The organism is Aliidiomarina soli (assembly GCF_003986975.1).
GTDB classification, from domain to species: domain Bacteria; phylum Pseudomonadota; class Gammaproteobacteria; order Enterobacterales; family Alteromonadaceae; genus Aliidiomarina; species Aliidiomarina soli.
Genome location: NZ_PIPO01000002.1, coordinates 1 through 23,885, shown reverse-complemented (window position 1 = coordinate 23,885; position 23,885 = coordinate 1). Strand labels below are relative to the sequence as shown.

Annotated in this window: 19 protein-coding genes; 13 read left to right on the top strand and 6 right to left on the bottom strand. The window is 52.1% G+C overall.

Translation table 11 applies throughout. The features are described from left to right. Position 1: 1 nt before the first annotated feature. On the top strand, positions 2–685 hold the full coding sequence (locus CWE14_RS03825; RefSeq protein WP_126798184.1) for a type 1 glutamine amidotransferase domain-containing protein: 684 nt from the start codon (positions 2–4) through the stop codon (positions 683–685). A 54-nt stretch (positions 686–739) separates the two neighbouring features. Here the strand turns inward: CWE14_RS03825 and CWE14_RS03820 are convergent, their stop codons facing one another. The 3 genes from CWE14_RS03820 to CWE14_RS03810 form a co-directional block, all read right to left on the bottom strand. Beyond that, positions 740–2,818, bottom strand: coding sequence for a TonB-dependent receptor family protein (locus tag CWE14_RS03820; protein WP_126798183.1), 2,079 nt, complete (start codon positions 2,816–2,818; stop codon positions 740–742). An 18-nt stretch (positions 2,819–2,836) separates the two neighbouring features. After that, entirely contained in the window at positions 2,837–3,967 is a 1,131-nt protein-coding gene (locus CWE14_RS03815; protein WP_126798182.1) for a PQQ-dependent sugar dehydrogenase, read from the bottom strand. Positions 3,968–4,069: 102 nt separating this feature from the next. Then, complete coding sequence (locus CWE14_RS03810; RefSeq protein WP_126788932.1) at positions 4,070–4,984, bottom strand: hydrogen peroxide-inducible genes activator; 915 nt, start codon at positions 4,982–4,984, stop codon at positions 4,070–4,072. Between the two features lie 135 nt (positions 4,985–5,119). Between CWE14_RS03810 and CWE14_RS03805 the strand changes: the two genes are divergently transcribed. From CWE14_RS03805 to CWE14_RS03770, 8 genes are all read left to right on the top strand, one after another. Further along, entirely contained in the window at positions 5,120–5,668 is a 549-nt protein-coding gene (locus CWE14_RS03805; protein ID WP_126788933.1) for a peroxiredoxin, read from the top strand. A gap of 104 nt (positions 5,669–5,772) precedes the next feature. Then, complete coding sequence (locus tag CWE14_RS03800; RefSeq protein WP_126798181.1) at positions 5,773–6,300, top strand: carboxymuconolactone decarboxylase family protein; 528 nt, start codon at positions 5,773–5,775, stop codon at positions 6,298–6,300. A gap of 191 nt (positions 6,301–6,491) precedes the next feature. Then, entirely contained in the window at positions 6,492–7,532 is a 1,041-nt protein-coding gene (locus CWE14_RS03795) for an FAD:protein FMN transferase (protein WP_126798180.1), read from the top strand. Between the two features lie 18 nt (positions 7,533–7,550). Continuing rightward, positions 7,551–8,903 (top strand): magnesium transporter, encoded by a 1,353-nt coding sequence (gene mgtE / locus CWE14_RS03790; protein WP_126798179.1) that lies wholly within the window; start codon positions 7,551–7,553, stop codon positions 8,901–8,903. Positions 8,904–8,948: 45 nt separating this feature from the next. Further along, positions 8,949–10,190, top strand: coding sequence for a Zn-dependent hydrolase (locus CWE14_RS03785; RefSeq protein ID WP_126798178.1), 1,242 nt, complete (start codon positions 8,949–8,951; stop codon positions 10,188–10,190). 100 nt (positions 10,191–10,290) lie between these two features. Beyond that, positions 10,291–11,721, top strand: coding sequence for a cytochrome c oxidase accessory protein CcoG (gene ccoG / locus CWE14_RS03780; protein ID WP_126798177.1), 1,431 nt, complete (start codon positions 10,291–10,293; stop codon positions 11,719–11,721). Next, positions 11,718–12,698, top strand: coding sequence for a serine/threonine protein kinase (locus CWE14_RS03775; RefSeq protein WP_126798176.1), 981 nt, complete (start codon positions 11,718–11,720; stop codon positions 12,696–12,698). The genes ccoG and CWE14_RS03775 overlap by 4 nt, the downstream gene beginning before the upstream one ends. A gap of 48 nt (positions 12,699–12,746) precedes the next feature. Further along, on the top strand, positions 12,747–13,370 hold the full coding sequence (locus tag CWE14_RS03770) for a thiol:disulfide interchange protein DsbA/DsbL (RefSeq protein ID WP_126798175.1): 624 nt from the start codon (positions 12,747–12,749) through the stop codon (positions 13,368–13,370). A gap of 22 nt (positions 13,371–13,392) precedes the next feature. Here CWE14_RS03770 and CWE14_RS03765 read toward each other — a convergent pair whose 3' ends face one another. Beyond that, the gene (locus tag CWE14_RS03765) at positions 13,393–15,081 is read right to left on the bottom strand and encodes a methyl-accepting chemotaxis protein (protein ID WP_126798174.1); all 1,689 of its coding nucleotides are present in this window, start codon (positions 15,079–15,081) and stop codon (positions 13,393–13,395) included. A gap of 175 nt (positions 15,082–15,256) precedes the next feature. On the opposite strand from CWE14_RS03765, the gene CWE14_RS03760 reads away from it, so the two are divergent. Then, positions 15,257–16,639: a mechanosensitive ion channel family protein gene (locus tag CWE14_RS03760; RefSeq protein WP_241972314.1), complete on the top strand. Its 1,383-nt coding sequence runs from the start codon at positions 15,257–15,259 to the stop codon at positions 16,637–16,639. On the opposite strand, the gene CWE14_RS03755 is transcribed toward CWE14_RS03760, so the two are convergent. Beyond that, on the bottom strand, positions 16,605–17,567 hold the full coding sequence (locus CWE14_RS03755; protein WP_241972313.1) for an acyltransferase: 963 nt from the start codon (positions 17,565–17,567) through the stop codon (positions 16,605–16,607). The genes CWE14_RS03760 and CWE14_RS03755 overlap by 35 nt on opposite strands. Positions 17,568–17,658: 91 nt before the next feature. Here CWE14_RS03755 and CWE14_RS03750 point away from each other — a divergent pair, with 91 nt between their 5' ends. From CWE14_RS03750 to CWE14_RS03740, 3 genes are read left to right on the top strand one after another with little or no spacing between them, the layout of a single operon-like run. Further along, on the top strand, positions 17,659–18,279 hold the full coding sequence (locus CWE14_RS03750) for a hypothetical protein (protein ID WP_126798172.1): 621 nt from the start codon (positions 17,659–17,661) through the stop codon (positions 18,277–18,279). After that, positions 18,273–19,682 (top strand): Y-family DNA polymerase, encoded by a 1,410-nt coding sequence (locus tag CWE14_RS03745; protein WP_126798171.1) that lies wholly within the window; start codon positions 18,273–18,275, stop codon positions 19,680–19,682. Before CWE14_RS03750 ends, CWE14_RS03745 begins: the two co-directional genes overlap by 7 nt. Further along, complete coding sequence (locus CWE14_RS03740; RefSeq protein WP_126798170.1) at positions 19,682–22,750, top strand: error-prone DNA polymerase; 3,069 nt, start codon at positions 19,682–19,684, stop codon at positions 22,748–22,750. The genes CWE14_RS03745 and CWE14_RS03740 overlap by 1 nt, the downstream gene beginning before the upstream one ends. Here the strand turns inward: CWE14_RS03740 and CWE14_RS03735 are convergent. Further along, positions 22,747–23,307 (bottom strand): gamma carbonic anhydrase family protein, encoded by a 561-nt coding sequence (locus CWE14_RS03735; protein ID WP_126798169.1) that lies wholly within the window; start codon positions 23,305–23,307, stop codon positions 22,747–22,749. The genes CWE14_RS03740 and CWE14_RS03735 overlap by 4 nt on opposite strands. Positions 23,308–23,885: the final 578 nt, after the last annotated feature.

Below are 23,885 nucleotides of genomic sequence, written 5' to 3'. Positions count from 1 at the left end.
CATGAAAGTATTAATGATTTTGACGTCCCATGAGCAACTCGGAGATACCGGTAACAAAACCGGATTCTGGGCGGAAGAGTTTGCTGCACCCTATTATGTGTTCGCCGATGCCGGAGTCAGTATCACCCTGGCATCGCCAAAAGGTGGTCGGCCGCCGATCGATCCAAACAGTGAAACTGAGGATGCCCAGACCGAAGCAACAGAGCGTTTTTACAAAGATGACGCGCTACAGGAGACCCTGTCTAACACGGTGAAGCTGAGCGAGGTCAGTGCTGATGACTTTGATGCGGTTTTTTATCCTGGAGGACACGGACCGATGTGGGATCTGGCAGAAGATAAAACATCCATTCGTCTGTTGGAGGAGTTTTGGCAGCAGGGTAAGGCTGTTGCTGCAGTTTGCCATGCTCCCGCGGTACTGCTAAACGCCAGCCTGGTCGGAAAGCCTTTAATCGCAGGGCGCGCTGTGACTGGCTTCAGTAACAGCGAAGAAGAAGCCGTTGAGTTGACCTCTGTGGTGCCGTTTTTGCTTGAGGATGAACTCAAAGGTAAAGGAGCCCGCTACGAGAAAACCGATGACTGGAAGCCATATGTTATTCAGGATGGCATGTTGATTACCGGGCAGAACCCAGCCTCATCGGAGCCTGCAGCGAAAGCACTGCTTCATATTCTGAATGGCGAACCTTAACGCTTGCCTATATGACCGGTGGTTATTAAAGTAAATAACCACCGGTCACCTAACTTAAAAGCGCCGTTCGACTGCCAACCCAGCACTTAACTGGCGGCCTGGCGCAGGCTCGAACGAGCGCCCACTACCTTGATTCACAATGACCGAACCCACGTAGTTGCGGTCAAGCAGGTTGTCGACCCGCAACCACTGGCGGAATTGCCATTGAGCGATCTGCTGGCGTGCTTCCACCGCGCTATGCCAAAGCACGAACGAGGGAGCGAATTCAGTATTGCCGTCGTTACTGGCAATTCGCGAGCGATACTGTGCAGTAAGCGACGCACGCAAACGCTGATCCTGCCAGGGTGAAAGATTGATTTGAGCATACAGATTGCTGGTTGCAACCCCGGGGATACGCTGGTCGTCTAACTGACCACCTTTATAGCGGGCCTTAATAATTGTTGCCGCTCCACGCAGATCAAGCATCGGTGTCCACTGATAGGTACCGCTTAGCTCGACACCCTGGCGTTTAGTTTCTGCAGCGTTTCGGTACGTGGTGCGGCCATCGATTGATTGATCAACCACGATTTCATCATCGGTACGCACTTCAAACAAGCTGAGCTGAGCCATCCCCCGTTCAGTGAGCCACTTATGGCCAAATTCAAACTGCTGCACCTGTGCCGGACCGAGTTCGGGGTTGAGGCCACTGTCATCGTTTCGATACGCTAGTTCAGTCAATGTTGGGGTTTCGAATCCAGCGCCAGCCGATGCAAATACCGACCAGGTGTCAGTTAACTGATAGTTAAAACCAGTCGTCCAGGCGTGCTCGGAATAATCGATTTGGCCACTGTCGTCCGGGCGTATGCCGTCAATTATAAAGCGGTCCTCGACCGCAAACTTCATATCCGAGACACGACCGCCGAGTAACCAGGTTAACTGGTCAGTAAGTGCATACTGACTGAGCGCGTAGAGATCAGTCTTCTCAACATCGCCGGTTTCGTCACGGCGCAGATCACCTGCTGTGCCAAAATTATTTACAAAACCCAGGCGCGTGTCTTGCTGTCGTTCAATATCGGTTCCCAGACTCAACTGCCATTGGTCGTTGAAGGCTGCCGGACGCCAGTTGACCTGACCATGAACTCCGTAAAAATCACGGGTCAGGTCTATTACAGCGCCCGAGGAGGTCAGGTCAGAGCCTGGAAAGGGTAGAAATTGTTCTACCTCTCGTTGTCCATTCCAGGCTGCTAGTTGCCAGTCGACTGTGGTCAGGGTCTGACGTAGGGTGACAGACTGCTGACGATGACGGATCTGCTTGCGGGTGTTGAACACAGTAGCGCCAGCAAAGGTTTGCTGCGGATCTTCCCGCCATTGTTCAGCGGTTAACGAGCCCGGGTCCTGCAACAAGGGCGCATTGTTGTCATCGGCACGCACAATAAGCTCCAGCCCGTTAGCAAACTGATAGCCGCTGCGCAATGCGTACTGGTCGCGCTCTACGTTGCCGTGAGAACGGTCGCCGTCGGTGCGGAAGCCGGCATAATGCCCGGATAAAAAGAACGGACCCTGCACATAAGCGCCATTCAAAGCGGTTCGTTGACGGCCGTTTTCGCCGACCGCAAGAGAGGCACCAAGATAGCTTTGTCGGGGTTGTGTGCTTTGCAGGTTGATGACTCCGCCCGCCGCGTTGCCATAGACGCTGGCAATGGGGCCGCGGAGGACTTCCACATGAGCCGGTTCATCGACAAAGATACTCGACGTTTGTGCCTGCCCGTCGGGCATCGACAATGGAATACCGTCCAGTCGCATGACAACACCGCGCACACCAAAGGCGGCCCGGGCGCCGAACCCACGCAATACGATACGGGTGTCCTGAGCAAAATTGTAGCGGGTATCGGTTTGCACGCCGGGAATCCCGGCCAGAATTTCTGCCATGTCGATGCGCATGCCCGGGAGTTGCTGCTCGACTTCCACGCGGTCGATAGAACCAGCTGAGTTCAACCAGGGCTGGCGGGTGCGCGTTGCTGTTACCACGACCCGCTCAATCGGTTCCTCTTGTGCGCTAACAGAGTCGTTTGCGTCGCTGGCGACACCCGTCGCGGGTAAAGCCAATGAAAAAAGGCTCGCGGTGATCGCGAGCCTTGAAATTGATTGATTCATAGATACCACTCCGCAGGCTTACTCAGCAGGAGATAAACGCAGTACTTTTCCATCCGCGTCGTCCGTTAACAAATAAATGTACCCATCTGGGCCAACCTGAATTTCTCGGATACGTTGGCCAAGTTCCAGAGTTTCCTGATGAATAACATGGTCACCATCGACTTCGAGTCGCGCTACCTGTTGTCCGCGCAAACCGGTTGCCAGGACATTTCCCTGCCATGCCGGGAACTGGTTTCCGTCATAAAAGGTCATGCCCGATACGGCGATAGAAGGTGTCCAGTGCCAAACCGGCAGTTCCATATCGTCTTTCTTAAAGCCGATACCCACTTCGCCACCACCGTACTGTTCACCATGGGTTATAACTGGCCAGCCATAGTTGTGTCCGGATTGTGGGCGGTTCAGTTCGTCACCGCCTTGTGGGCCATGCTCGACAGCCCACAAATGACCGGTTGAAGGTTGGATATCCATGCCCTGGATATTGCGGTGGCCGTAAGACCAGATTTCCTCAAGAGCGCCTTCTTCGTTGACGTACGGGTTGTCCTCCGGCACCGAACCGTCGGGATGGATTCGAACCAGCTTACCAGTGTGCTTATCCAGCGTCTGGGCATCATCCTGACGGTGTCCGCGGTCACCAAGCCCGATAAACAGATACTCGCCATCGTCGCTAAATGTCAGCCGACCACCGTAGTGACGACCACCTTCTTCTTTTGGATACTGACTGAAGATAACTTCAAGATCATGCAGCGCGTTGTCTTCGAGGCGAGCGCGGGCAACCGCAGTACTGGTGATTTCACTGCCTTCGCTTTCAGGTTCTGAATAGGCGAAATAAATCAGGCTATCGCTGCTGTAATTGGGGCTCAATTTTACGTCGAATAGTCCGCCCTGGCGCATAACCTTGATTTCAGGTAAGCCACTAATGGGTTCTCCGTGTGTGCCGTCCGCCTCAATAATACGCATGGTACCTGCGCGCTCTGTCACCAGCATCCGGCCGTCATTTAAAAACGCCAGTCCCCATGGGTGGTTAAGGCCTTCGCTGACGGTTTCGACGTCGACATCAGCCCAGCGGGTTTCAATGGTTTCAGCCTGGGCTGCAGCCAGCGTCATAACGCTTAGGCTTACCAAGGCGAGTGAACGGGTAACTAATTTCATGTTGCTCTCCAGTCTGTTATGAGACGTATTCTGATCCGCGTTGATAGTGCTATACGGATGTTTGCTTCTACAAGTTCAGTGGCTGCTTATCGATGTCATTATTTAGCTTAACGTCGATATTGGTAATAAGTCTGCAACCGTTTCCGCAATTTTGCGGAATGTTTGGCGGCGCGACGTGGTGGGTCTGAATAGCAGCCCTATTTCACGATAGGCTTCACCGTCTGTCGGGGTCAGCGCAACCAGTTCAGTGTTACTTAGGATTCCCTGGTCGATTGCCATTTGTGGCACAAAGGTGGCGCCGGTCCGCGCTTCGGCCATTTGCACCAGGCTATGCAGACTGGATGCGGTAAAAGGATTGATCTTACGGCTATTACCTAAGCGACAGGCGGTGACCGCATGCCCGGTCATACAGTGTTCATGCTCAAGCAGGAAAATGCTTTGATCCGGCAGCTTATTGTAGTCCACGGGCTCGCCGACGTCTTTGGCCAGATCCGGGTGTAGCACCATCTTGAACGGATCTTTACCCAGTACCCAGGACTGGTTGCCCTGAGTTTCAATCGGTAAGGCCAGAATAAGTGCATCCAGTTCGCCATTCTTTAACAGCTGCATCAGGTGCGCGGTGGTGTCTTCGCGGATCTGCAATTGCAGCTTCGGAAAGTCGTCATGCAGGCGGCGACTCAAAGGGCCGAGCAGGAAAGGGCCAATGGTCGGAATACAGCCAAGCCGCAAAGGGCCTTCCATAATATTGCCCTGGCTTTGGGCGTGATTCATCAATTCTTCGGTTTGGGTCAGAATATTGCGGGACAGGTCGACAATTTCTTCGCCCATGCTGGTGAACAGGAAAGACTTATGGTCCCGCTCAATCAGCTGACAGCCAAGTTGTTCTTCCAGATTTTGAATGCCACTGCTTAATGTGGACTGGCTGACGTAGCAAGCCTGCGCAGCACGGTTGAAATTCTGATGCTGATGCAATGCCAGTAGATAGCTAAGGTTCTTCAGACTTGGCAGTTTGTTCATGGAGTTCTCCCGCTGACCACTTTTATTCGTTTAACCGATTACTGTGATAGTTTTTATTCGCTTTCGTCGATGCAGAGCTAAACCTATCATGTGCAACGTGAATTTCAAACAGCAATCCTAATTGGAGGACGAATTATGTTAACAGTAGGCGATAAATTACCAGATTTCTCAGTTGTTGCAGCGAAGCCTGGATTCAACATGCCAGAAGAGAATGGGCAAAGTGCTTTTGAGACTATTACTCAGGACAGCTTTGAAGGTAAGTGGAAAGTTATCTTTTTCTACCCGAAAGACTTCACCTTCGTATGCCCAACTGAAATCGTTGAGTTTGCGAAACTGAATGAAGAGTTTGCAGACCGTGACGCAGTAGTTCTTGGCGGCAGCACAGATAACGAGTTTGTGAAGCTGGCATGGCGTCGTGAGCACCCGGATCTGAATGGCCTGAACCAGTATTCATTTGCTGATACTTCAGGCGACCTGGTCGATGGTCTTGGTGTTCGTGACAAAGAAGAGAACGTGGCGTTGCGTGCGACTTTCGTGGTTGACCCACACAACACCATTCAGCACGTTTCAGTGAACAGCCTCAACGTGGGCCGTAACCCTCAGGAAATCGTACGTATCCTCGATGGTTTGCAAACCGATGAGCTGTGCCCATGTAACCGTGCGGTGGGTGGCGATACTCTGTAACCGAGGCGCCCAGTACGTCAGCGGTGCCACAGCACCGGGCACCGCTGCTATTTCCCGGCTGTTAAGCCACCTTGTTCAGTACGCAACTAATTTTGGAGTGAAGTATGACTATTGCAGACTACAAATCAGGGCTTGGTAGCCACTCAAAAGATACCAAGCTGAATCTGGGTAACCTGTTTTCCAATCCTGACGCAAGTGGGATGACCAAGGACCAGTTTTATGGAACAGCGCTTTCTCTGGCCTATTCGCTGAATGACAGCAAGCTGATCAAAGCAGTCGAAGCTGAAGCCGAAGGCAATGTTGAAGCCAACGTGGTTGAAGCGGCTAAAACCGCTGCCTCGTTAATGGCGATGAACAATATTTACTATCGATTTTTACACCTGGCCTCTGACAAACAGTTTGCCAAGATGCCTGCCGGACTGCGCATGAACGCAATGGCGAACCCAGGTGTCGAGAAAGTTGATTTCGAACTTTATTCATTGGCAGTATCCGCCCTCAATGGCTGCGGCATGTGCATTGATTCGCATGTGAAGACACTGCTGGATCATGGCGTATCAGCCCAGGCCGTGCAAAGTGCGGCCAAGATGGCTGCGGTTTTGAATGCAGCGAAAACTGCTTACGCGCTGTCCTGAACCTGCAAGACCCGGGAGTAACTCATCCTTTGCTCCCGGTAACGGAAGTTCCCCAAACGACCGTTGAAACTTTTAACCCGCCTCCCCGGCGGGTTCTTTTTTTCTACTGGCAGCGCTTCTTTGTGGCTCATTTTCCGGCCTTTTGGTAGAATTTGGGAGATTTTTTCCAGCATACTGAATGAGGTAGCGCAATGACCATGTTTTCCCGCCTGTTTTCGATTCTTCTTCTAATCAGTATGTTGGTCGCCTGTAGCAGGCCCGTGGAGCCCCATACCCTGCGTGGCGAAATCTTTGGCACCTTTTTTGAGGTAACGCTGGGTACCGCACACGACGATGTTGATTTGGCGCAGCTTGAACAGGGCATCATGACTACGCTGAATGAAGTGGATCGGCAGATGTCGACCTATCGCGATGACTCGGTATTAAACCAACTCAATAATGCACCTTTGCATCAGCCTGTAACCGTTGACGATGAGCTTTTTTATGTGCTGCAGCGCAGTGAAGCAATTGCCTCACGTTCACAGGGACGCTTTGACCATACGGTTGGAGGACTGGTCAACCTGTGGGGGTTTGGTCGTGATGGTCGAGTGACCTCGGCACCTGACGAGGACGAAATCGAGCAGCGCTTAGAGGAAGTTGGCTACCATTTCCTAATCCTGGACGAAAACGAACAAAGCGCCATGCGCACCAGTGATATTTTTATCGAACTATCCGGGATTGCAAAAGGCTATGGCGTCGATGCAGTAAGTTCGTATTTAACTGAGCAGGGTATCGATAACCATCTGGTAAATATTGGTGGTGATATATACGCTAAAGGCATGCGCAGTGAAGAGACGCGCTGGCGCGTTGGTATTGAGGCGCCTACCGAGGGGCGCCAGGTTGTTCAGCATATCCTCCCGATTGAGAATATCGCCCTGGTCGGGTCAGGTGATTACCGCAACTATTTTGAAGAAAATGGCGTACGCTATTCGCATACCATTGACCCGACAACGGGTTTACCTATCAGCCACAAGCTCGCTGCGGTGACCGTGCTGGCAGACAATGCGACAGATGCCGATGGGTACGCTACGGCGCTACTGGTGATGGGAACGGAACGCGGACTGGCGTTTGCCAACCAGCACGATATTGCGGCATTGTTTATTACCCGTGGGGATGATGGGTTTATTAGCCATATGTCACAACGTTTTGAGCAGGATCATCAGGCGGATATGCGCGTGCCAACAGTGCAATAACTCGTAAAGGAGAATGCCATGCAATATGTAGAAGGCTATGAAAATCTCGTCGAGTTGGTCGAGCACGGCGACGCAGAAGGGTTAAAAGCAGCGCTCAACGCGATGCCATCGGCGGACGTGGCGGAATACCTCGACGAGCATTTTGAGGTTTACAATACGCTGGCGCTGATGGAAATGATGGAACCTCAGCAGCAGGCTGAGGTGTTTGGGTATTTACGTCCGACCCACCAGCAGGAAGTTGCTTCGCACATGGAGCTGAGCCTGTTGGCGCAGCTGTTCCGCGATATGTCGTCGGACGAGCGGGCTGATGTCTATGCCCTGCTGGATCTTAAGCTGCAGGATGCACTGATGCGCCGGCTGGCACGTTCAGAACGCGAAGACCTGTTGCGCCTGGTCAGTTATGAAGAAGGCGTGGTGGGCTCGGTGATGACCTCTGATTATGCCACGATACCGGTCGGATGCACGGTAGAGCAGGCATTGAAGAAGCTACGTCAGAGTGCGCCGGAAAAAGAAACTATTTATCAGGTCTATGTGGTTGATGCGCAGCACAAGCTAGCTGGTGTGGTGTCATTACGCCAGTTGCTGACCGCTACCCCGCATGAACAGATTGACGACCTGATGACAGTCGATGTGGTCAGTGTGAACCCGGACATGCCCAAGTCAGAAGCGGCGCGTATTATTTCCCGTTATGACTTGATTGCTATTCCGGCGGTGACCAATGATAACCTGCTGGTGGGGATGGTGACCTTCGATGACGCGATGGACGTGGTCGAAGAAGAAGACACTGACACCATGCACAAATCAGCAACCGTCGGTAAGCTGGAAGCCAGCCTGCGCGACGCCAGCCCAAGAACCTTATATAGCAAACGAATCAACTGGCTGGTGCTGCTGGTGTTTGTGAATATCTTTTCAGGTGCCGCTATTGCCTACTATGAAGACACTATTATGGCCTATGGCACGCTCCTGTTCTTCTTACCCTTGCTGATTGCCAGTGGTGGTAACTCCGGCTCACAGACAGCGACGCTGGTAATACGGGCGATCGCCACCGGTGATATCGGCAAAGGGGATGTGCTTAAGTTATTTGCCAAAGAGCTGTTGGTTTGTTTTTCACTGGGTCTTTCGATGGCGGCTGCGGTTATGGTTGTGGCCTACTTCCGCGCCCCGGAGATCATGCTGGTCATCGGGTTAAGCATGCTAAGTATCGTAATGATTGGCAGCCTGGTTGGTCTACTACTACCTTTCTTACTAAAGCGTCTCGGTTGGGACCCGGCAACGGCAAGTACACCTTTGGTGACCACAATTGCCGATGCCACTGGGGTAATGGTATATTTTTCCATTGCCACGGCAATCCTCGGGTTAGCACTCGGCTAACCTACAGGTGGCTCCCAGCCTGAACCTTACTGACTGGGAGTCACTATGCAGCAGATTAACCTGTCTCGCCTTAAATCTAGCCTTCTCGAACTTTCTAAAATAGGTTTCAACGAAAAGGACCATGGGGTCTACCGGTCTGGCTTTACCGACGCCGATATGAAAGCACGCTACTGGTTGCGCGATCTGGCTCTGAATGAGGGGTTTATCGCTGATATTGATGGCGGCGGCAATGTCTGGTTTGGTCTCGGCGACCTTGATAAACCTGCGGTAGTGATTGGTTCCCATCTCGATACGGTGCCTGCGGGCGGTATTTTCGACGGTGCTCTGGGGGTGATGGCGGGTCTTGAAATCCTGCGCTGTATGAAGGAGCAGTCAATCGCGCTCGATTACCCCATACGGGTGGTCGCCACTGCCGAAGAAGAAGGTCGCTTTGGCGGCATGTTCGGTGCTCAGGCGATTACTGGCAAGCTCAATATGGACTGGCTGCTGTCGGCTCATGACGCGGATGGTGTCTACCTCACGGATGCGATGAAAGCCCACGGTTTTAATCCGATGGACGCCTTAGAGGTTGCCTGGCCAAAAGGCAGTATGCGCAGCTTTCTGGAGTTACATATAGAACAGGGTCCGGTCCTGGAACAGCAAAATATTCCGATTGGTATTGTCGATGGAATATCTGGGGTCTTTAAGTGGATTGTTCACCTCAAAGGTAAAGCCGATCATGCCGGGACAGCACCGATGGATATGCGCAGCGACGCCTTTATGGGGCTGGCTGATTTTGCCCACGAGATCCCCCGGATTATCGACGAAAATGGGACCGATAAAACGCGCATAACGGTGGGCAAAGTTGAGCTCAAACCAGGCTACCCACATACAGTGCCTGGTGAAGCTATTTTTACCATTGTTGCTCGTGATATGAGCGAAACCGTCATGAAAGAGTTGGCGGAAGCCTGCGATAAAACCTTGTTATCCATCGCCCGGCGCCATCGACTTCGCTATGAAAGGGAAGAGGTCAGCTGGCTGGCGCCGGACTACTGCAGTGACAGCATGATCGAATTGATGGAGAAAAAAGCCGCAGCACGAGACTATAAGTATCTGCGGATGCCAAGCGGCGCCGGTCATGATGTTCAGTTTTTCACTCAGATTAGCGAAGCTGGTTTGATTTTTATTCCTTCCGTCAACGGTGTAAGCCACGCTCCCGACGAATGGTCGCACTGGCATCATGTCGAAATGGGCAGCAACCTGCTATTTGATGTGGTACTGGCGCAATGCCAGCAAGACGAGGTTTAACCGTGCGACTGTTTGATGCACCGCAAGCTCTGTGGCCTGATCTTTGCTGCCGAAAGGCGTATACTGACGGCACTTACGGTACTAGTAGTGGTATGCCGCGATGCAGCAAAATATTGAAGTGAAGGATAAAGCGCCGGACAGCGTTGGTAAACCTGTCAAAATCCAGCCCGCTAAGGGGTCCACTCAGCATGCTCCAACGGATCGTATTTATGTACGTGACGTAAAAGGCCGGGTTGAAACAGCCCGTCGCTTGTTAGGCTTTGCGCTGATGGCACTCTTCCTGCTGTTACCCTGGTTAACCTATCAGGGAGAGCAGGCAATTCTGCTCAATATTCTGGATCAGCGCTTCCGTATTTTCGGGCTGACCCTGTGGCCTCAGGATCTGACCATTCTGGCCTGGATCTTCATGGTCTCTGCGTTTGCCCTGTTTCTTGTTACCACTTTATGGGGTCGGGTCTGGTGTGGCTTTACTTGTCCACAAACCACCTGGACCTTCATCTTTATGTGGTTTGAACGCAAGATTGAAGGCTCGCGGCACCAGCGAATGAAGCTCGATCAGCGGCCCATGGACGCAGACAAGGCTATGCGTAAAGTGCTGAAGCACGTCGCCTGGCTGTTGGTCGCTCTACTGACCGCACTGACCTTTGTCGGCTACTTCACCGATATCCGGCAGTTGTTTGGTGAGTTTTTTCTGCTCCAGTCGGGAGCATGGGCGACGGGGTCGGTTATCTTCTTTACTCTCGCCACCTACGGTAACGCCGGCTGGATGCGTGAAATTATGTGCACCCACATATGCCCCTACGCCCGCTTTCAGTCGGCGATGTTTGATAAAGATACCTTTATTGTCGCTTACGACGAAAAACGCGGCGAGCCACGTGGACCCCGAGGGCGTAAACAGGACCCGCGAGCGCTCGGGCTTGGCGACTGCATTGACTGTAACCTGTGTGTCCAGGTTTGTCCGACCGGTATCGATATTCGCAATGGCTTGCAGTACGAATGCATTAACTGTGGTGCCTGCATCGACGCCTGCGACAATGTGATGGAGAAAATGGGTTACCCGAAAAAGCTCATTAGCTTTACCACGGAACGGCGCCTGGAAGGCGGTAAAACCAAAGTTTTCCGCTTGAAAAGCGTTGGCTATGGTGCGGCACTTCTGGTGTTAACGGCGCTGTTGGTGTTAGACATTCTGTTCCGGGTTCCTCTTGAGCTGGATGTGGTGCGTGACCGTAATACCCTGTTCCGGGAAAATCAGCAGGGCTTCATTGAGAACGTGTATCAGCTGCGGATTATCAATAAATCGCAGCAGGCGGACACCTTCCGCATCGAGGTAAGTGGACTAGATGAAATCGATTATATGGGGCCGACAGAACTGCGCATTGAAGGCGGTGAAGTGTATACGGTGCCAGTTACCGTTGCGATAGACCCGTATTTTCTTGATGCCAGCCTGATTGAGATTCGCTTTACGGTGAGCTCGGTGTCAGACTCTGAGGTTGAGCGAACAACCCAGAGTAATTTTTTATCAACAAGATGACAGATTTTAGTTTTACTGGTCTCACCCCAGACCTGATTATGGATGCCCTTGAAGCCGTCGATGTATGGCCGGATACCGGATTGCTGGCACTGAACAGCTATGAAAACCGGGTCTACCAGTTTGCCGCCGACGGCAAGCGTTACGTTGCCAAGTTTTATCGTCCGCAACGCTGGAATGATCAGCAGATCCTTGAGGAGCATTCGTTTCTGGCCGAACTCAAAGAGGCTGAGATCCCGGTGGTGGCACCGCTGACGCTGGGTGACACTACGCTGGCAGAGCATGCTGGTTTCCGTTTTTCGCTGTTCCCAAGTGTGGGCGGGCGAGCACTGGAAGCGGATCAGGACGAGCACTTGTTTCAGCTCGGGCGTCAGGTCGGGCGGATGCATATGGTGGGGAAACGGACCCCCTTTGTGCACCGACCATTACTGTATAGCCCCCCTGATCTTGAGCAGGCAACCGAACAATTGCGAGGCTGTGCGTTGATCCCAGATTCAATTCGCCTGCCTTTTTTCACCATTTTGGACCTTGTCGTGGCTCGCCTGAATGACTTGGATCTCACGCGCTATGACTCCATTCGCCTGCATGGTGACTGTCATGTTGGTAACTTGCTGTGGCGGGATGACAGCTTAACCCTGGTCGATTTTGATGACTGCCGCCAGGGCCCCGCTATTCAGGATTTATGGATGATGCTTTCCGGGGAGCGTCATCATCAGGTCGCGCAACTGGATACCTTGATTGACGGCTATGAAGAGTTTGCTACTTTTAATGCGGCCGAACTTAAATTAATTGAACCTTTGCGCGCCTGGCGAATCATTCAGTACATGGCATGGCTGGCAAAGCGTTGGGACGACCCCGCTTTTCCCCGTAGTTTCGGCTGGTTCGCAGAAGCCGCGTACTGGGAGCGTCAGGTGCTTGCCCTGAAAGAGCAATTTGCAGCGCTGGACGAAGAACCGCTGCGCTTGCAGCCCGGTTACTAACGAAGGCATAATGCTTTTATAAATAGCTTCAAAATAGGTAAACAGACAATGAAAAAACTTTGGTTAGCAATGGTCGCCGCCGCGACATTGGGCATGATGGCGAGTGCCAGTGCAATGGATTTTGAAGAAGGTGTGCATTATGACGTGGTGAGCGATGAAGCCACCGAAGAAACTGAGATCATTGATTTTTTCTCGTTCTACTGCGGCAGTTGTTACCAATTCCAGCCGTTTAGCGAAATGGTCAGAGAAGAGTTCGGTGATAGCTTCAAAAAGTATCATGTAAACTTTATTGGTCCCCGTAACATGGGCGATATCACCATTCGTGCATGGGCGGCAGCCAATATTTTAGGTGTGACCGAAGAGGTTGCACCGCTGGTCTTCCGTAAGCATTTCCAGCAGCGTAACGTTAGCAATTCGCTGGATGATTTAGCGGGTGTTTTTGCCGCCGCCGGTATTGATCGTGATGAGTTTGATAATGCGTACAACAGCTTTCCTGCTCGCAGTCAGGCAAACCGCATGCGCCGTGAAGCAGAAAAGTACAATGTGCAGCAGACCCCGACGTTTATCGTCAATGGGCGCTACCGCATGAACCCTCAAGGCTTCCGTGATAGTAATGATTTCTTCTCAGACTATCTGGAACTGGCCAAGTACCTGGTCAATAAAGACAGCTAATACCCCGCTAAGCCTGAAGCCGCTACACCTGGTAGCGGCTTACATTTTTCTCTAACTGTCCCGCCGTATCGGCAAGTTCTTCCATATAACTCGTCGCCTGACGGGTACCGTCTGCCGTCTGGTTGGCAATATCCACAATGGTTGTCATGTTCTGATTGATCGTTTCAGAAACCGATGTTTGCTCTTCCGCCGCGGTTGCGATTTGTGCGTTCTGGGTATTGATAGTATTCACAGCCTGCAATACATCAGCCAGGGCGCTTTCGACTTCACTGGCCTGAGCCACGCTGGTGGAACTTCCTTGTTCGATAGCTTCCATAATACCCGTTACCTGAGAAGTACCTTGCTGGACTTGTTCAATCATGGCCTGGATTTCGTGGGTGCTGGCCTGGGTCCGGCTGGCCAGGGTGCGCACTTCGTCGGCGACTACCGCAAAGCCACGGCCGGCCTCACCCGCGCGGGCTGATTCGATAGCAGCATTGAGTGCCAGCAAGTTGGTTTGTTCGGCGATATTGCGGATAACGTCCAGTACGCTGCCGATTTGTTTTGATTGCTCATTTAACTGATCTACAGCGTTCGTACCTGCCGCAACCTGATCGGCCAATCCATGGATGACTTCGACTGCAGAATGCAGTTGGCTATTAGCAGACTGCACAAGCTCCTCAGCCTGGCTCGCTGCAGTGGAAGCCTGTTGAGCACTGCGTGCGACTTCCTGCGATGCGGCGGCCAGTTCGTTAATTGCCGTAGCGACCTGTTCGCTTTCTTCCTGCTGCCGGGTGACGCCCTGGCGCGTTTCGCTAAGCACCCGATTAAGTTTAACCGAGGCTTCATTCATGGCGCCCGACGAATCACGGATGGTCATTACCATGTTACCGACGTCATCGGCAAAACGATTAAAGGAGGTCGCGAGCTGACCGAGTTCGTCTTCCTGTTCGACGGTGATGCGGCGAGTCAGGTCGCCGTCCCCCTGAGAAATGTCGTTCATTGCGGTGACGGTGGTTTTTAAAGGGCGGGTAATTCCTCTGGAAACGTAGAATGCAACCGCTGCGATAATCAGCACCGCAATAATTGAAGCAACTAGTGTACTAATGAAGGCCTCGGTAACCGCATTGTCGACCCGTTGGGCTGTTGCATCAACCTGGGCCTGCAAACCTTCAATCCAGAAACCTGTTCCCACCACCCAGTTCCATTTCTCAACCAGATCGGCATAGCCAAGCTTGGGCCCGATATTGCCGTTACTATTTTCCCACCCGTATTCAACATAGTCGCCGCCACGTTCGGCGGCGGCAATCAGTTCCTGAATCAGGTAAACCCCATTTGGGTCCTGGAAGTCACGTAAATTGCGTCCTTCAAGGGCCTGGTTGACACCGTGAGCAACACTGACACCCTGTTGGTCATAGACGAACACGTAGCCAACATCGCCGGCATCATCGAACCGCAGACTGCGCAGAACGGTTTTAGCCTGCTCCTGCAATTGTGCGGTATTACTACCGTCGTCAGCCACCACCAGATGCTGGATTGAACTGATAGCAAGCTGCAGGTAGTTACGTACCTCTGCTCGTCGGTCCCCTTCCATTTGTCCTGCGAAGTCAGCCACGGTTTGTTCGCCCATGTGGCGTGCCTGATAAAAATTGTAAAAAGTAACCATAGCGGCAATCAATACCGGTGGTATCAATGCCAACGCGAGTACCCGCTGCTGAATAGAAAGGGACATCCTGCTCTCCTGCAATCGTAAAGATAAGGATAAGATTATACTAATTTAACGGCTAAAGACGCGCCGACTTTAGTCTAACTAGCGCGATCACAGGGTTTTTGCTAGTTTATGGGAACTTATTATCCAGTGGACAGAGGTTGTTTTGGAAGAAATCGTCAGCACGGTGCAAGCTTGGGTGGCATGGTTGGAAGAACAGCCTTATCTGTACGCGCTGGTCGCGGTCACAGTATTGGTGCTGCTGGCGCTGATCAGTAACTGGGTTACTAAGCACGTTTTATTGGCGGGTCTTACCCGTGGTTTGCGCCAAACCCGACTCGGTCAGGACCATTTATTTGAAGAGTCACGGGTGATTACCCGTTTATCCAATGTAGTGCCCGCGTTGGTACTATCTTCTGGCGTTGTGTTAATCCCTCATCTGCCGGATTTCGTGGTCACTGTGGTCAGAAATGTGGCCACGGCTTTTATCATTCTCTCTGTGGCCCTGGCGGTGGCAAACTTTCTCACTATTCTCAACCGCTTATATGAGCGTCGTCCCGACGCGGCGATGAAACCCATTAAAGGGTATGTCCAGGTCGTCAAGATAGTCATCTATGTCATTGCGGTGCTGCTCATCGTTGCGACATTAATTGACCGCTCGCCAGTTATTCTGCTGTCTGGTTTGGGTGCCATGGCGGCGGTACTGATGCTGGTTTTTCAGGATACCCTGTTGTCGCTGGTGGCGAGCATGCAGATCACCTCAAACGACATTATTCGTGTGGGTGACTGGGTGGAAATGCCCGGCTTAAGTGCGGATGGTGATGTCATTGATATCTCGTTGCATGTAGTAAAAGTGCAGAACTGGGATAAAACCATTACCACCATCCCTACCCGGCGCTTTATTGATACCGCATTTAAAAACTGGCGCGGCATGCAGCAGGCTGGCGGGCGACGCATGATGCGTGAAATCATGATCGACCAGCAAAGCATTCGTTTTTTGAGTAACGATGAGCTGGAGCATTTGCAGCGCTTCTCATTATTGAACGATTACATTAAGAAAAAACATGATGAACTGAGTGAGTGGAACCATGAACTGGAAGGGAGCGGCGCGGACACCATTAATTCGCGACGCATGACCAATATAGGTACGTTCCGCGCTTATATCAGCCAGTATTTAAAGCACCACCCTGGGATCCACCAGGAATTGTTTATGCTGGTTCGGCAGTTGGCGCCAACGGCCGATGGACTTCCGTTGCAGGTCTATGGGTTTACCAATGACACCGCCTGGGCGGTCTACGAAGGGATTCAGTCGGATATATTTGACCACCTGTTTGCTATCATTCCGGAATTTGGCTTGCGTGTGTATCAGCACCCAAGTGGCGTCGATATGCGCGAGGTTGGCGCGGCACTGGCTGCCTCGCAGCAGGTTGAGAAAGAACAGAAGAAGGACCTTGAAGAGTTAGATAAAGAGGAGTCAGAGAACGAGGACTCAGATAACGACAATGCGGATAACGAAGAGTCCTCTCAGAAGAAAGCTGCGCAGCGAACTAACGCTGCGCCTGAGAGCGGTGACTCTGCATAATGTTTTCGATGCGCTGGTCTTTTAACTCCCAGCGCGTATTCAGCCAGCTCTGAAAGTGTTCTTTAAACGCCACGTCGTTAAAGTAGTCGCCGACCAGATCATCAGTGGCTGGCAATGCATCAATGTGCAGATGAATATGGCGCAGGCGCCCGGCAAGGAAGTCGATTACCAGGGGTTTATCAGGGTTACGCTCAGGGTAGACAATAGTAATGTCGAGGATCGCATCAAAGTTACCTTCCATTGCCTGTAGTGTAAACGCAGTGCCACCAGCCTTAGGGGGAAGTAAATGCTGATACGGGCTGTGTTTTTGCGCGCGCTTTTTTTCAGTGAAACGGGTTCCTTCACAGAAGTTAATCACCGTGGTCGGCAGGGTCTTAAATTTCTCACATGACCGGCGCGTGGTCTCGATATCTTTGCCTTTTAAATGCGGCTTCTTTTCCAGCAGCTGGCGCGAGTAGCGTTTCATAAAAGGCATGTCGAGAACCCAGCAGCCAAAGCCGATAAAAGGAACCCAGAAAAGCTCCTGCTTGAGGAAAAAGCGCGGCATTGGCATATCTTTATGGGCCAGCCGCATTAACACCAGAATGTCGACCCAGCTTAAGTGGTTGGCCATGATCATGTACCAGCCATCCCGGCGTAGCTCCACGCCTCCCTCTATCTGCCAGATGGTTTTTTGGGTCAGGTTGAACATTGCCGTAACTGCATAACCCCAGAGTCTGAATAAGCCATTGGCGAGCGACGCTACCAGGCGCTGCCAGGGACGAATGGGAACTATCCGTAGAATCCCCAACAGGATAATCGCCACTGCAATTACTGTAGTGGCCAGACAGCCCCAGAGAAAATTGATCAGTATCTTAAGTGGTGCAGGAAGAAATCGAAGCATTGGCAATAAAATCTCAGCAAGTTCATAGGTTTTTGCCGTTATCATACCTGAAGCAGAGAAAATTTCGCAGCCTCATCTTGCGTTGGAGAAAAACAGCCTTGTATACTGTGTTTATATACAGTGTTTAGAGGTTGTCATGAATTCTCTGCAGCACCCGGCTCTACAAACTATGTTGCAACGTGGTCAGCTTTTCCGTGGCCAGCAACACATTGTTGAGACTAATCAACAGCGTGCCAGCACGGGATATCCGCAGCTTGATCAGGTGCTTGCCGGGGGATTGCCCTATGGCCAATTGCATGAAGTACAGCTACCGGGGTTATTCTGTGGGGAAACAGCCCTGCTCCGTGCTCCCTTGCAGTCTGCGGAGCGTGCAAACCATCCGGTCTTCTGGTTCAACCCGCCTGCACAGCCTCATGTGTCGGGTATGGGGCTGAGCCATGCCCGGCATACTTTGCTGCAAGGGCTGGAGGATGATGAGTTAACCTGGGCTGTGAGCCAGGTTGTCAGTGAATTATCCACTGGGGTGGTCTGCATTTGGCATCCTAACCTGCCCGCACAGGCAGTTCGCCAGTGGCAGCGGCGCTTACATGGCGAACTTCTGCTGCTGGTTTTCACCTGTCATATGAATAACGAAGCGCGTGCTTACCATAGCCGGCTGCGTCTGCAGCTTGAACAGGGGCAACTGAGTTGGGATGTACTAAAGCGACCTGGAGGATGGCCGGTATATGGCTTGGGTGAACGGTTGCAGGCATGGTAGTTCCAGCTTCAATACCGCCCTGGGCGTACATTCGTTGCTTTCAGCTCTACCTTGAGTATATCCAGCGTCGTTATAGTGATGAGCAGCCGGTGGTGGTCTATGAGGTGACTGGTTTACGCGTTGTGCAGGCAAACCAGGCCGCGATCGACTGCGGAGTCGAAGTCGCAATGCCATTATCCGACGCCTGGTTATTGTGCGATAACCTGCAAACAGAGCAGTACGATGAAGCCACTGAGCGTCAATTATTGGCTGACATAGCGCTGGCGCTGTATGCCGACTTTGCTGAAATAGCGCAAGATCCAGAGCACTGTGGGTTGTGGCTAAGGCTACAAGGGCTGCAGCGGTTATATCAGGATCCCGGGCAGGTTAAGCATTGTATCCAGACTCACCTGATCGGGGCCAGTTATCAACTGACCTTTGCATCCAATCCGCGGTGTGCTCAATTAGGCCTGGACGATTTGCAGCAGCCGATGGCGGATGTCAGCCAGCATTGTCTGGTGATCAATACCCCACTGGAAGAAACAGTCAAAGTTCGTTTACTCCATATGGGTGTAGATACGCTGGATAAACTGTTAAAGGTCCCGACCACGGCATTAGGTAAGAAGTTCGGTGCCCCTGTGGTGCGCCTGGTCGCTGAATTACGTGGGCAGCAAACAGTGCCATTACAATGGCTGCAGCCAGCGGACAATTTTAATCACCGGGTTGAACTGGCGGCAGAAGCACGCAGTTGGGCCGCTCTGCGCTTTAGCTGCAAACGACTGTTACAGATGCTGCAGCGCTACCTGCAAACGCGGCAGCTGGCACTGACCCGTTTTCTCATTGTGCTCACCTGTCGGCAGGGACAGCATCAGCAGATCCCGATTCAGCTGGCTTACCCACAAACCCAGGCCGATGACTTTTTCGCTCTGCTGCAGGTAGCAATGGAGGCGACTAAGCTGCGTGCTCCGGTGATGTATGTGCAGCTTGAGGCGCAACATTTTGAGCAATTGCAGGCGACCAGTTATGGTTTCGAACCAGTTACTGGCGAGCAAACCGCGCTGCCTGCGCTATTAAACCGTTTGCAAATGAAGTTAGGCGAGGCGCGCGTCTATGGCTATCGGCGTAAACCGGGGTGGATGCCGGAAAGTCAGCAGGAACCGGCACCTGCCGCTAGTGCACCGGGGACGACAGGCAATCTTCAGGCTGCAGGTGACTGGCGGCCGCCCTGGCTTGTCATACCCGAGGTGGTAGACATCAACGAGTGGCAATTGCACGGGCAGCCGCAACGATTGCAATCCCCCTGGTGGCAACCTCGCTCTGAACAGCGTGACTATATGCTGGCGCGGGACCATCACGGGCGTTGGGGGTGGCTTTACTTCCTTGCTGCGGAGCAACGCTGGTACTTACATGGGTGGGCAAGCTAATGACGGCTTATGCTGAATTGCACTGTCTGACCCATTATAGTTTTCTGCAGGCGGCATCGTCCCCGGCAGAGATGGTGCAGCGGGCAGCTGAACTTGGCTACCAGGCCATTTCGATTACCGACGAATGTTCTTTTGCGGGGGTGGTGAAAGCATGGCAGGCCGCGAAAGCGCATAATATTCAACTGCTAGTGGGTTGTTTCTTTAATGACCCTACTGGCCGTTACGTATGTCTGGTGAAAAACCTGGCGGGCTATCAGCAACTGAGCGCCCTAATTAGCCACTGCCGACAACAGGCAGAGAAAGGCAGCTATCTATTTAAACCCGAGTGGCTGCTGAGCAAACCTCTGCCAGACTGCGAGTTGCTTTGGTTGCCGGCAGCAAATACACAGGCCGTATCCGTGCAGATCGCTGATATACGGCGGCTTTATGCCAATCGATTTGCGATTTTAGCCGTGCGTGATCGCCTCGCCAGCGACCAGGTCTGTGCACGGGCGGTGAGTTCTCTGGCGGCGCAGCTTGACGCCCCCATTGCGGCCAGCAATGCGGCGTTATTGCACAGTCCGGAGCGTCTGCCGTTGTTGCATACCATCAATGCAATCGCGGCAAACACCACGGTGGCAGCGATGGAGTCGGAGCATTGGGTGAATGCTGAGCGCCATTTACGTCCCTGTGATCAGCTGACTCAGTTATTTCCACTGAAGTGGCTGCAACAAAGTGCGCTTATCGCCCGTCAATGCAGCTTCGACCTTGGGTGTTTACGGTATCAGTATCCGGGGGAAGTGGTTCCGGCCGGGTATACGCCAGCGAACTATCTGGCTGAGCAAGCCCAGGCGGGTGCTCAACGTCGTTACCCAGCAGGGGTCCCGCAGAAGGTTCAGAGTCAGCTTGATGCAGAGCTGGCTTTGGTTGAACAGCTTAATTATGAACATTTCTTTCTTACTATTTATGACTTAGTTCAGTTTGCCGAAAGCCAGCATATTCTCTTTCAGGGTCGTGGTTCGGCAGCAAATTCAGTACTTTGTTATTGTCTGGGCATTACTGCCGTTGATCCCGACCAGTCAGAATTACTCTTTGAGCGCTTTATCTCGAAGGAACGGGATGAACCGCCGGATATCGATGTCGACTTTGAGCATCAGCGGCGGGAAGAAGTCATTCAGTATATTTATCGCAAGTACGGGCGTCATCGGGCAGCGCTGACAGCGACAGTAATTACCTATCGCTTGCGCAGTGCAATTAAAGACGTGGGTAAAGCGCTGGGGTTTCCGCTTGCTCAGTTGAGCCAGTTACTGACTCGTCTGGATCGGCGTGACAGTGAAGATGACTGGCAAAAGCAACTGGATGCTCTGGGCGTTTTACAGCACCCCATGGGCGGCCATTTACTCCAGTTGGTGGAGCAGATCCGTGGATTTCCGCGTCACCTGTCGCAGCATGTGGGTGGCTTTGTTATTGCTGCTGAACGTTTATCTGACCTGGTCCCGGTGGAAAATGCGGCAATGCCTGAGCGTACCGTTATTCAGTGGGATAAGAATGACATCGAAGCATTGAAGCTGTTAAAAGTGGATGTGCTGGGGCTGGGTATGCTCTCGGCGTTGCGGCGGGGTTTTCAGTGGGTCGAGCATTGCTATGGGCGAACCCTTACTATTGGCTCAATCCCGCAGGAAGACCAGAGCGTGTATGCGATGCTCCAACGCGCCGATGCGGTGGGAATCTTCCAGGTTGAGTCGCGGGCACAAATGAATATGCTCCCGCGACTGAAGCCGAAGACCTTCTATGACTTAGTGGTGCAAATAGCCATTGTCAGACCAGGCCCGATTCAGGGTGACATGGTTCATCCTTATTTACGTCGCCGCGACGGCCTTGAGCCTGAAGACTATCCCAACCCAGCGGTTGAAGCGGTACTTAAACGCACCTTAGGCGTTCCTATTTTTCAGGAGCAGGTTATTAAGCTGGCCATGGTGGCTGCCGGATTTTCCGGCGGCGAAGCCGATCAGCTGCGGCGGGCTATGGGGACCTGGAAAAGTACGGGGCAGATGCTCGAGTTTAAGCGTAAAATAGTGTCGGGGATGCTGGCGCGGGGGTATGACGAGTCATTTGCGTTGCGTTTATTTGAGCAAATCTGTGGCTTTGGTGAATATGGATTCCCCGAGTCTCACTCTGCCAGCTTTGCTAACCTGGCGTATGCGTCAGCGTGGTTAAAGTACTACTACCCTGCGGCTTTTTATGTCGGCCTGCTTAATAGTCTGCCGATGGGGTTTTATTCTGCAGCACAGCTTATTCAGGATGCCCGGCAGCATCAGGTAACTGTGCTGCCTGTATGTATAAATAACAGTCTGTGGGAGCACCAGCTAACTAAAGAGGATGACAGCTGGGCTCTTCGTCTGGGGTTCTGTGTAGTAAAAGGCCTAAGCAAGGACGCCAGCGATCAGATAACTGTAGCACGCCCGGGTGTTGGTTTTGCTAAGTTAACCGAGATCGAATCACTGGCTATCCCCAGTTCTGACCTGCAGGCGTTGGCCAGTGCTGATGCATTTCGTGGTATTGCGGGTCACCGTTATCAGGCTCGCTGGGATATGACCCACCTGGGTGAGCAGCTACCCTTATTAACAGAGGCGGAAGCTGGCCAGGCGGAATATCAGCTGACGGAGCCTTCGGCTGTCGACACCATGGTGCAGGACTATGCTGCGACGGGTCTTACCTTAGGCACTCACCCACTAGCGCTATTGAATCAGCAGGGAGTACTGCCGACGCATAAGCGCGCCCAAGAATTGATTCACCTTCGTAGTGGTCAGGTTGTCACCGTAATAGGCCTGGTCGTAGGTCGGCAACGGCCATCGACCAGCACCGGGGTTACTTTTATTACTCTTGAAGATGAAACCGGTAACGTCAATGTGGTGTTATGGCAAAAATTAGGGCGTCAACAACGTCAGCACTGGTTACATGCAAAGCTATTGCAGGTAACCGGAACGGTAGAAATTGAAGAGAGTGTGGTGCATGTCGTGGCGGGCCGCCTCCGTGATATCTCGGATCGCCTGCCGACGCAGGCAATCCGTTCACGAGACTTTCATTAAATCCGGTTAGTGTTTTGCATTTCTGCCAGGTAATCGTTTTTCAGCTCCACATAGTTACGTGACGACTTTTGCAGGAAGTCGCGCTCGCTTTCATTCAGCGGACGTTTCTTCTGCGCTGGGCTGCCGACATACAAATAACCGCTCTCGAGCGTTTTATTCGGCGCTACCAGTGCACCTGCTGCAATCATGACATCGTCTTCCACCACTGCACCGTCCATAACAATAGCGCCCATCCCTACCAGGATCCGGTTACCAAGCTGGCAGCCGTGGAGCATCACCTTATGACCAAGGGTGACATCATCCCCAATAATCAATGGATAGCCATCCGCGTTCGAAGCGCTAGTACGGGTGACATGGAGAACACATGCGTCCTGAATATTGCTGCGCGCCCCAACGCGGATGAAATTGACATCGCCACGAGCGGCGACCAGCGGCCATACACTACTGTCTTCCCCTAGTGTGATGTCGCCAACCAACACCGCAGACTCATCAATATAGACCGACGAAGGATATTGTGGGCATTTACCTTTATAAGAACGGACAGATTTTGAAGACATAGTTACCTCTGAAGTCGCTTTCTTTACTTAATACGTATAAATATACAGCAAACTGGACAGAATTGCTTCAAACGGCCTTTTTCTAAGGCTTTTTTCAGAAAATCGCTTGTGTTTAAAGCTCCGCGCTCTATAATGCGCCCCACTTCAAACGGTTAGCCAGCAACGAGTTGCTAGCAAAGCAAGTTTGAAAAAAGCCTTGACGGGATGTTTTAAATCCTTAAAATGGCGCTCCCGGCTCGAGATGAGCAGGAAAGCATTAAAAGTACGTGTTAACTCTCTGCTAACAAGTCAAATTGAACGCAGAAACTTGAATAAAGTCGTTGACACCGAAAATGAGGCGTGTAGAATACGCACCTCGCTTGAAGCGGCTAACGCCCACAAGCAAACGTTCTTTAACAATCTATCAAAGCCAAGCAATCTGTGTGGGCACTTACATTGATTGAGCAACTTAAAAAAGCTACTTCGGTAGCAGATCTCAACCACAGGCTTGTCCTGCAGGTAGGGTCAAATTTGCTCTTGAAATGCTGGTGACCATAAGATTCAAGTAATTAATTACTTCTATTTTAGAAGAACCAACG

What these genes read in the sequence shown, in the direction of transcription:
- ccoG (WP_126798177.1), top strand. Translation starts at nt 10,291, where the DNA reads ATGCAGCAAAATATTGAAGTGAAGGATAAAGCGCCGGACAGCGTTGGT.
- mgtE (WP_126798179.1), top strand. Translation starts at nt 7,551, where the DNA reads ATGCAATATGTAGAAGGCTATGAAAATCTCGTCGAGTTGGTCGAGCAC.
- CWE14_RS03765 (WP_126798174.1), bottom strand. Translation starts at nt 15,081, where the DNA reads ATGTCCCTTTCTATTCAGCAGCGGGTACTCGCGTTGGCATTGATACCA.
- CWE14_RS03750 (WP_126798172.1), top strand. Translation starts at nt 17,659, where the DNA reads ATGAATTCTCTGCAGCACCCGGCTCTACAAACTATGTTGCAACGTGGT.
- CWE14_RS03810 (WP_126788932.1), bottom strand. Translation starts at nt 4,984, where the DNA reads ATGAACAAACTGCCAAGTCTGAAGAACCTTAGCTATCTACTGGCATTG.
- CWE14_RS03770 (WP_126798175.1), top strand. Translation starts at nt 12,747, where the DNA reads ATGAAAAAACTTTGGTTAGCAATGGTCGCCGCCGCGACATTGGGCATG.
- CWE14_RS03795 (WP_126798180.1), top strand. Translation starts at nt 6,492, where the DNA reads ATGACCATGTTTTCCCGCCTGTTTTCGATTCTTCTTCTAATCAGTATG.
- CWE14_RS03825 (WP_126798184.1), top strand. Translation starts at nt 2, where the DNA reads ATGAAAGTATTAATGATTTTGACGTCCCATGAGCAACTCGGAGATACC.
- CWE14_RS03820 (WP_126798183.1), bottom strand. Translation starts at nt 2,818, where the DNA reads ATGAATCAATCAATTTCAAGGCTCGCGATCACCGCGAGCCTTTTTTCA.
- CWE14_RS03815 (WP_126798182.1), bottom strand. Translation starts at nt 3,967, where the DNA reads ATGAAATTAGTTACCCGTTCACTCGCCTTGGTAAGCCTAAGCGTTATG.
- CWE14_RS03735 (WP_126798169.1), bottom strand. Translation starts at nt 23,307, where the DNA reads ATGTCTTCAAAATCTGTCCGTTCTTATAAAGGTAAATGCCCACAATAT.
- CWE14_RS03800 (WP_126798181.1), top strand. Translation starts at nt 5,773, where the DNA reads ATGACTATTGCAGACTACAAATCAGGGCTTGGTAGCCACTCAAAAGAT.
- CWE14_RS03775 (WP_126798176.1), top strand. Translation starts at nt 11,718, where the DNA reads ATGACAGATTTTAGTTTTACTGGTCTCACCCCAGACCTGATTATGGAT.
- CWE14_RS03755 (WP_241972313.1), bottom strand. Translation starts at nt 17,567, where the DNA reads ATGATAACGGCAAAAACCTATGAACTTGCTGAGATTTTATTGCCAATG.
- CWE14_RS03740 (WP_126798170.1), top strand. Translation starts at nt 19,682, where the DNA reads ATGACGGCTTATGCTGAATTGCACTGTCTGACCCATTATAGTTTTCTG.
- CWE14_RS03805 (WP_126788933.1), top strand. Translation starts at nt 5,120, where the DNA reads ATGTTAACAGTAGGCGATAAATTACCAGATTTCTCAGTTGTTGCAGCG.
- CWE14_RS03745 (WP_126798171.1), top strand. Translation starts at nt 18,273, where the DNA reads ATGGTAGTTCCAGCTTCAATACCGCCCTGGGCGTACATTCGTTGCTTT.
- CWE14_RS03785 (WP_126798178.1), top strand. Translation starts at nt 8,949, where the DNA reads ATGCAGCAGATTAACCTGTCTCGCCTTAAATCTAGCCTTCTCGAACTT.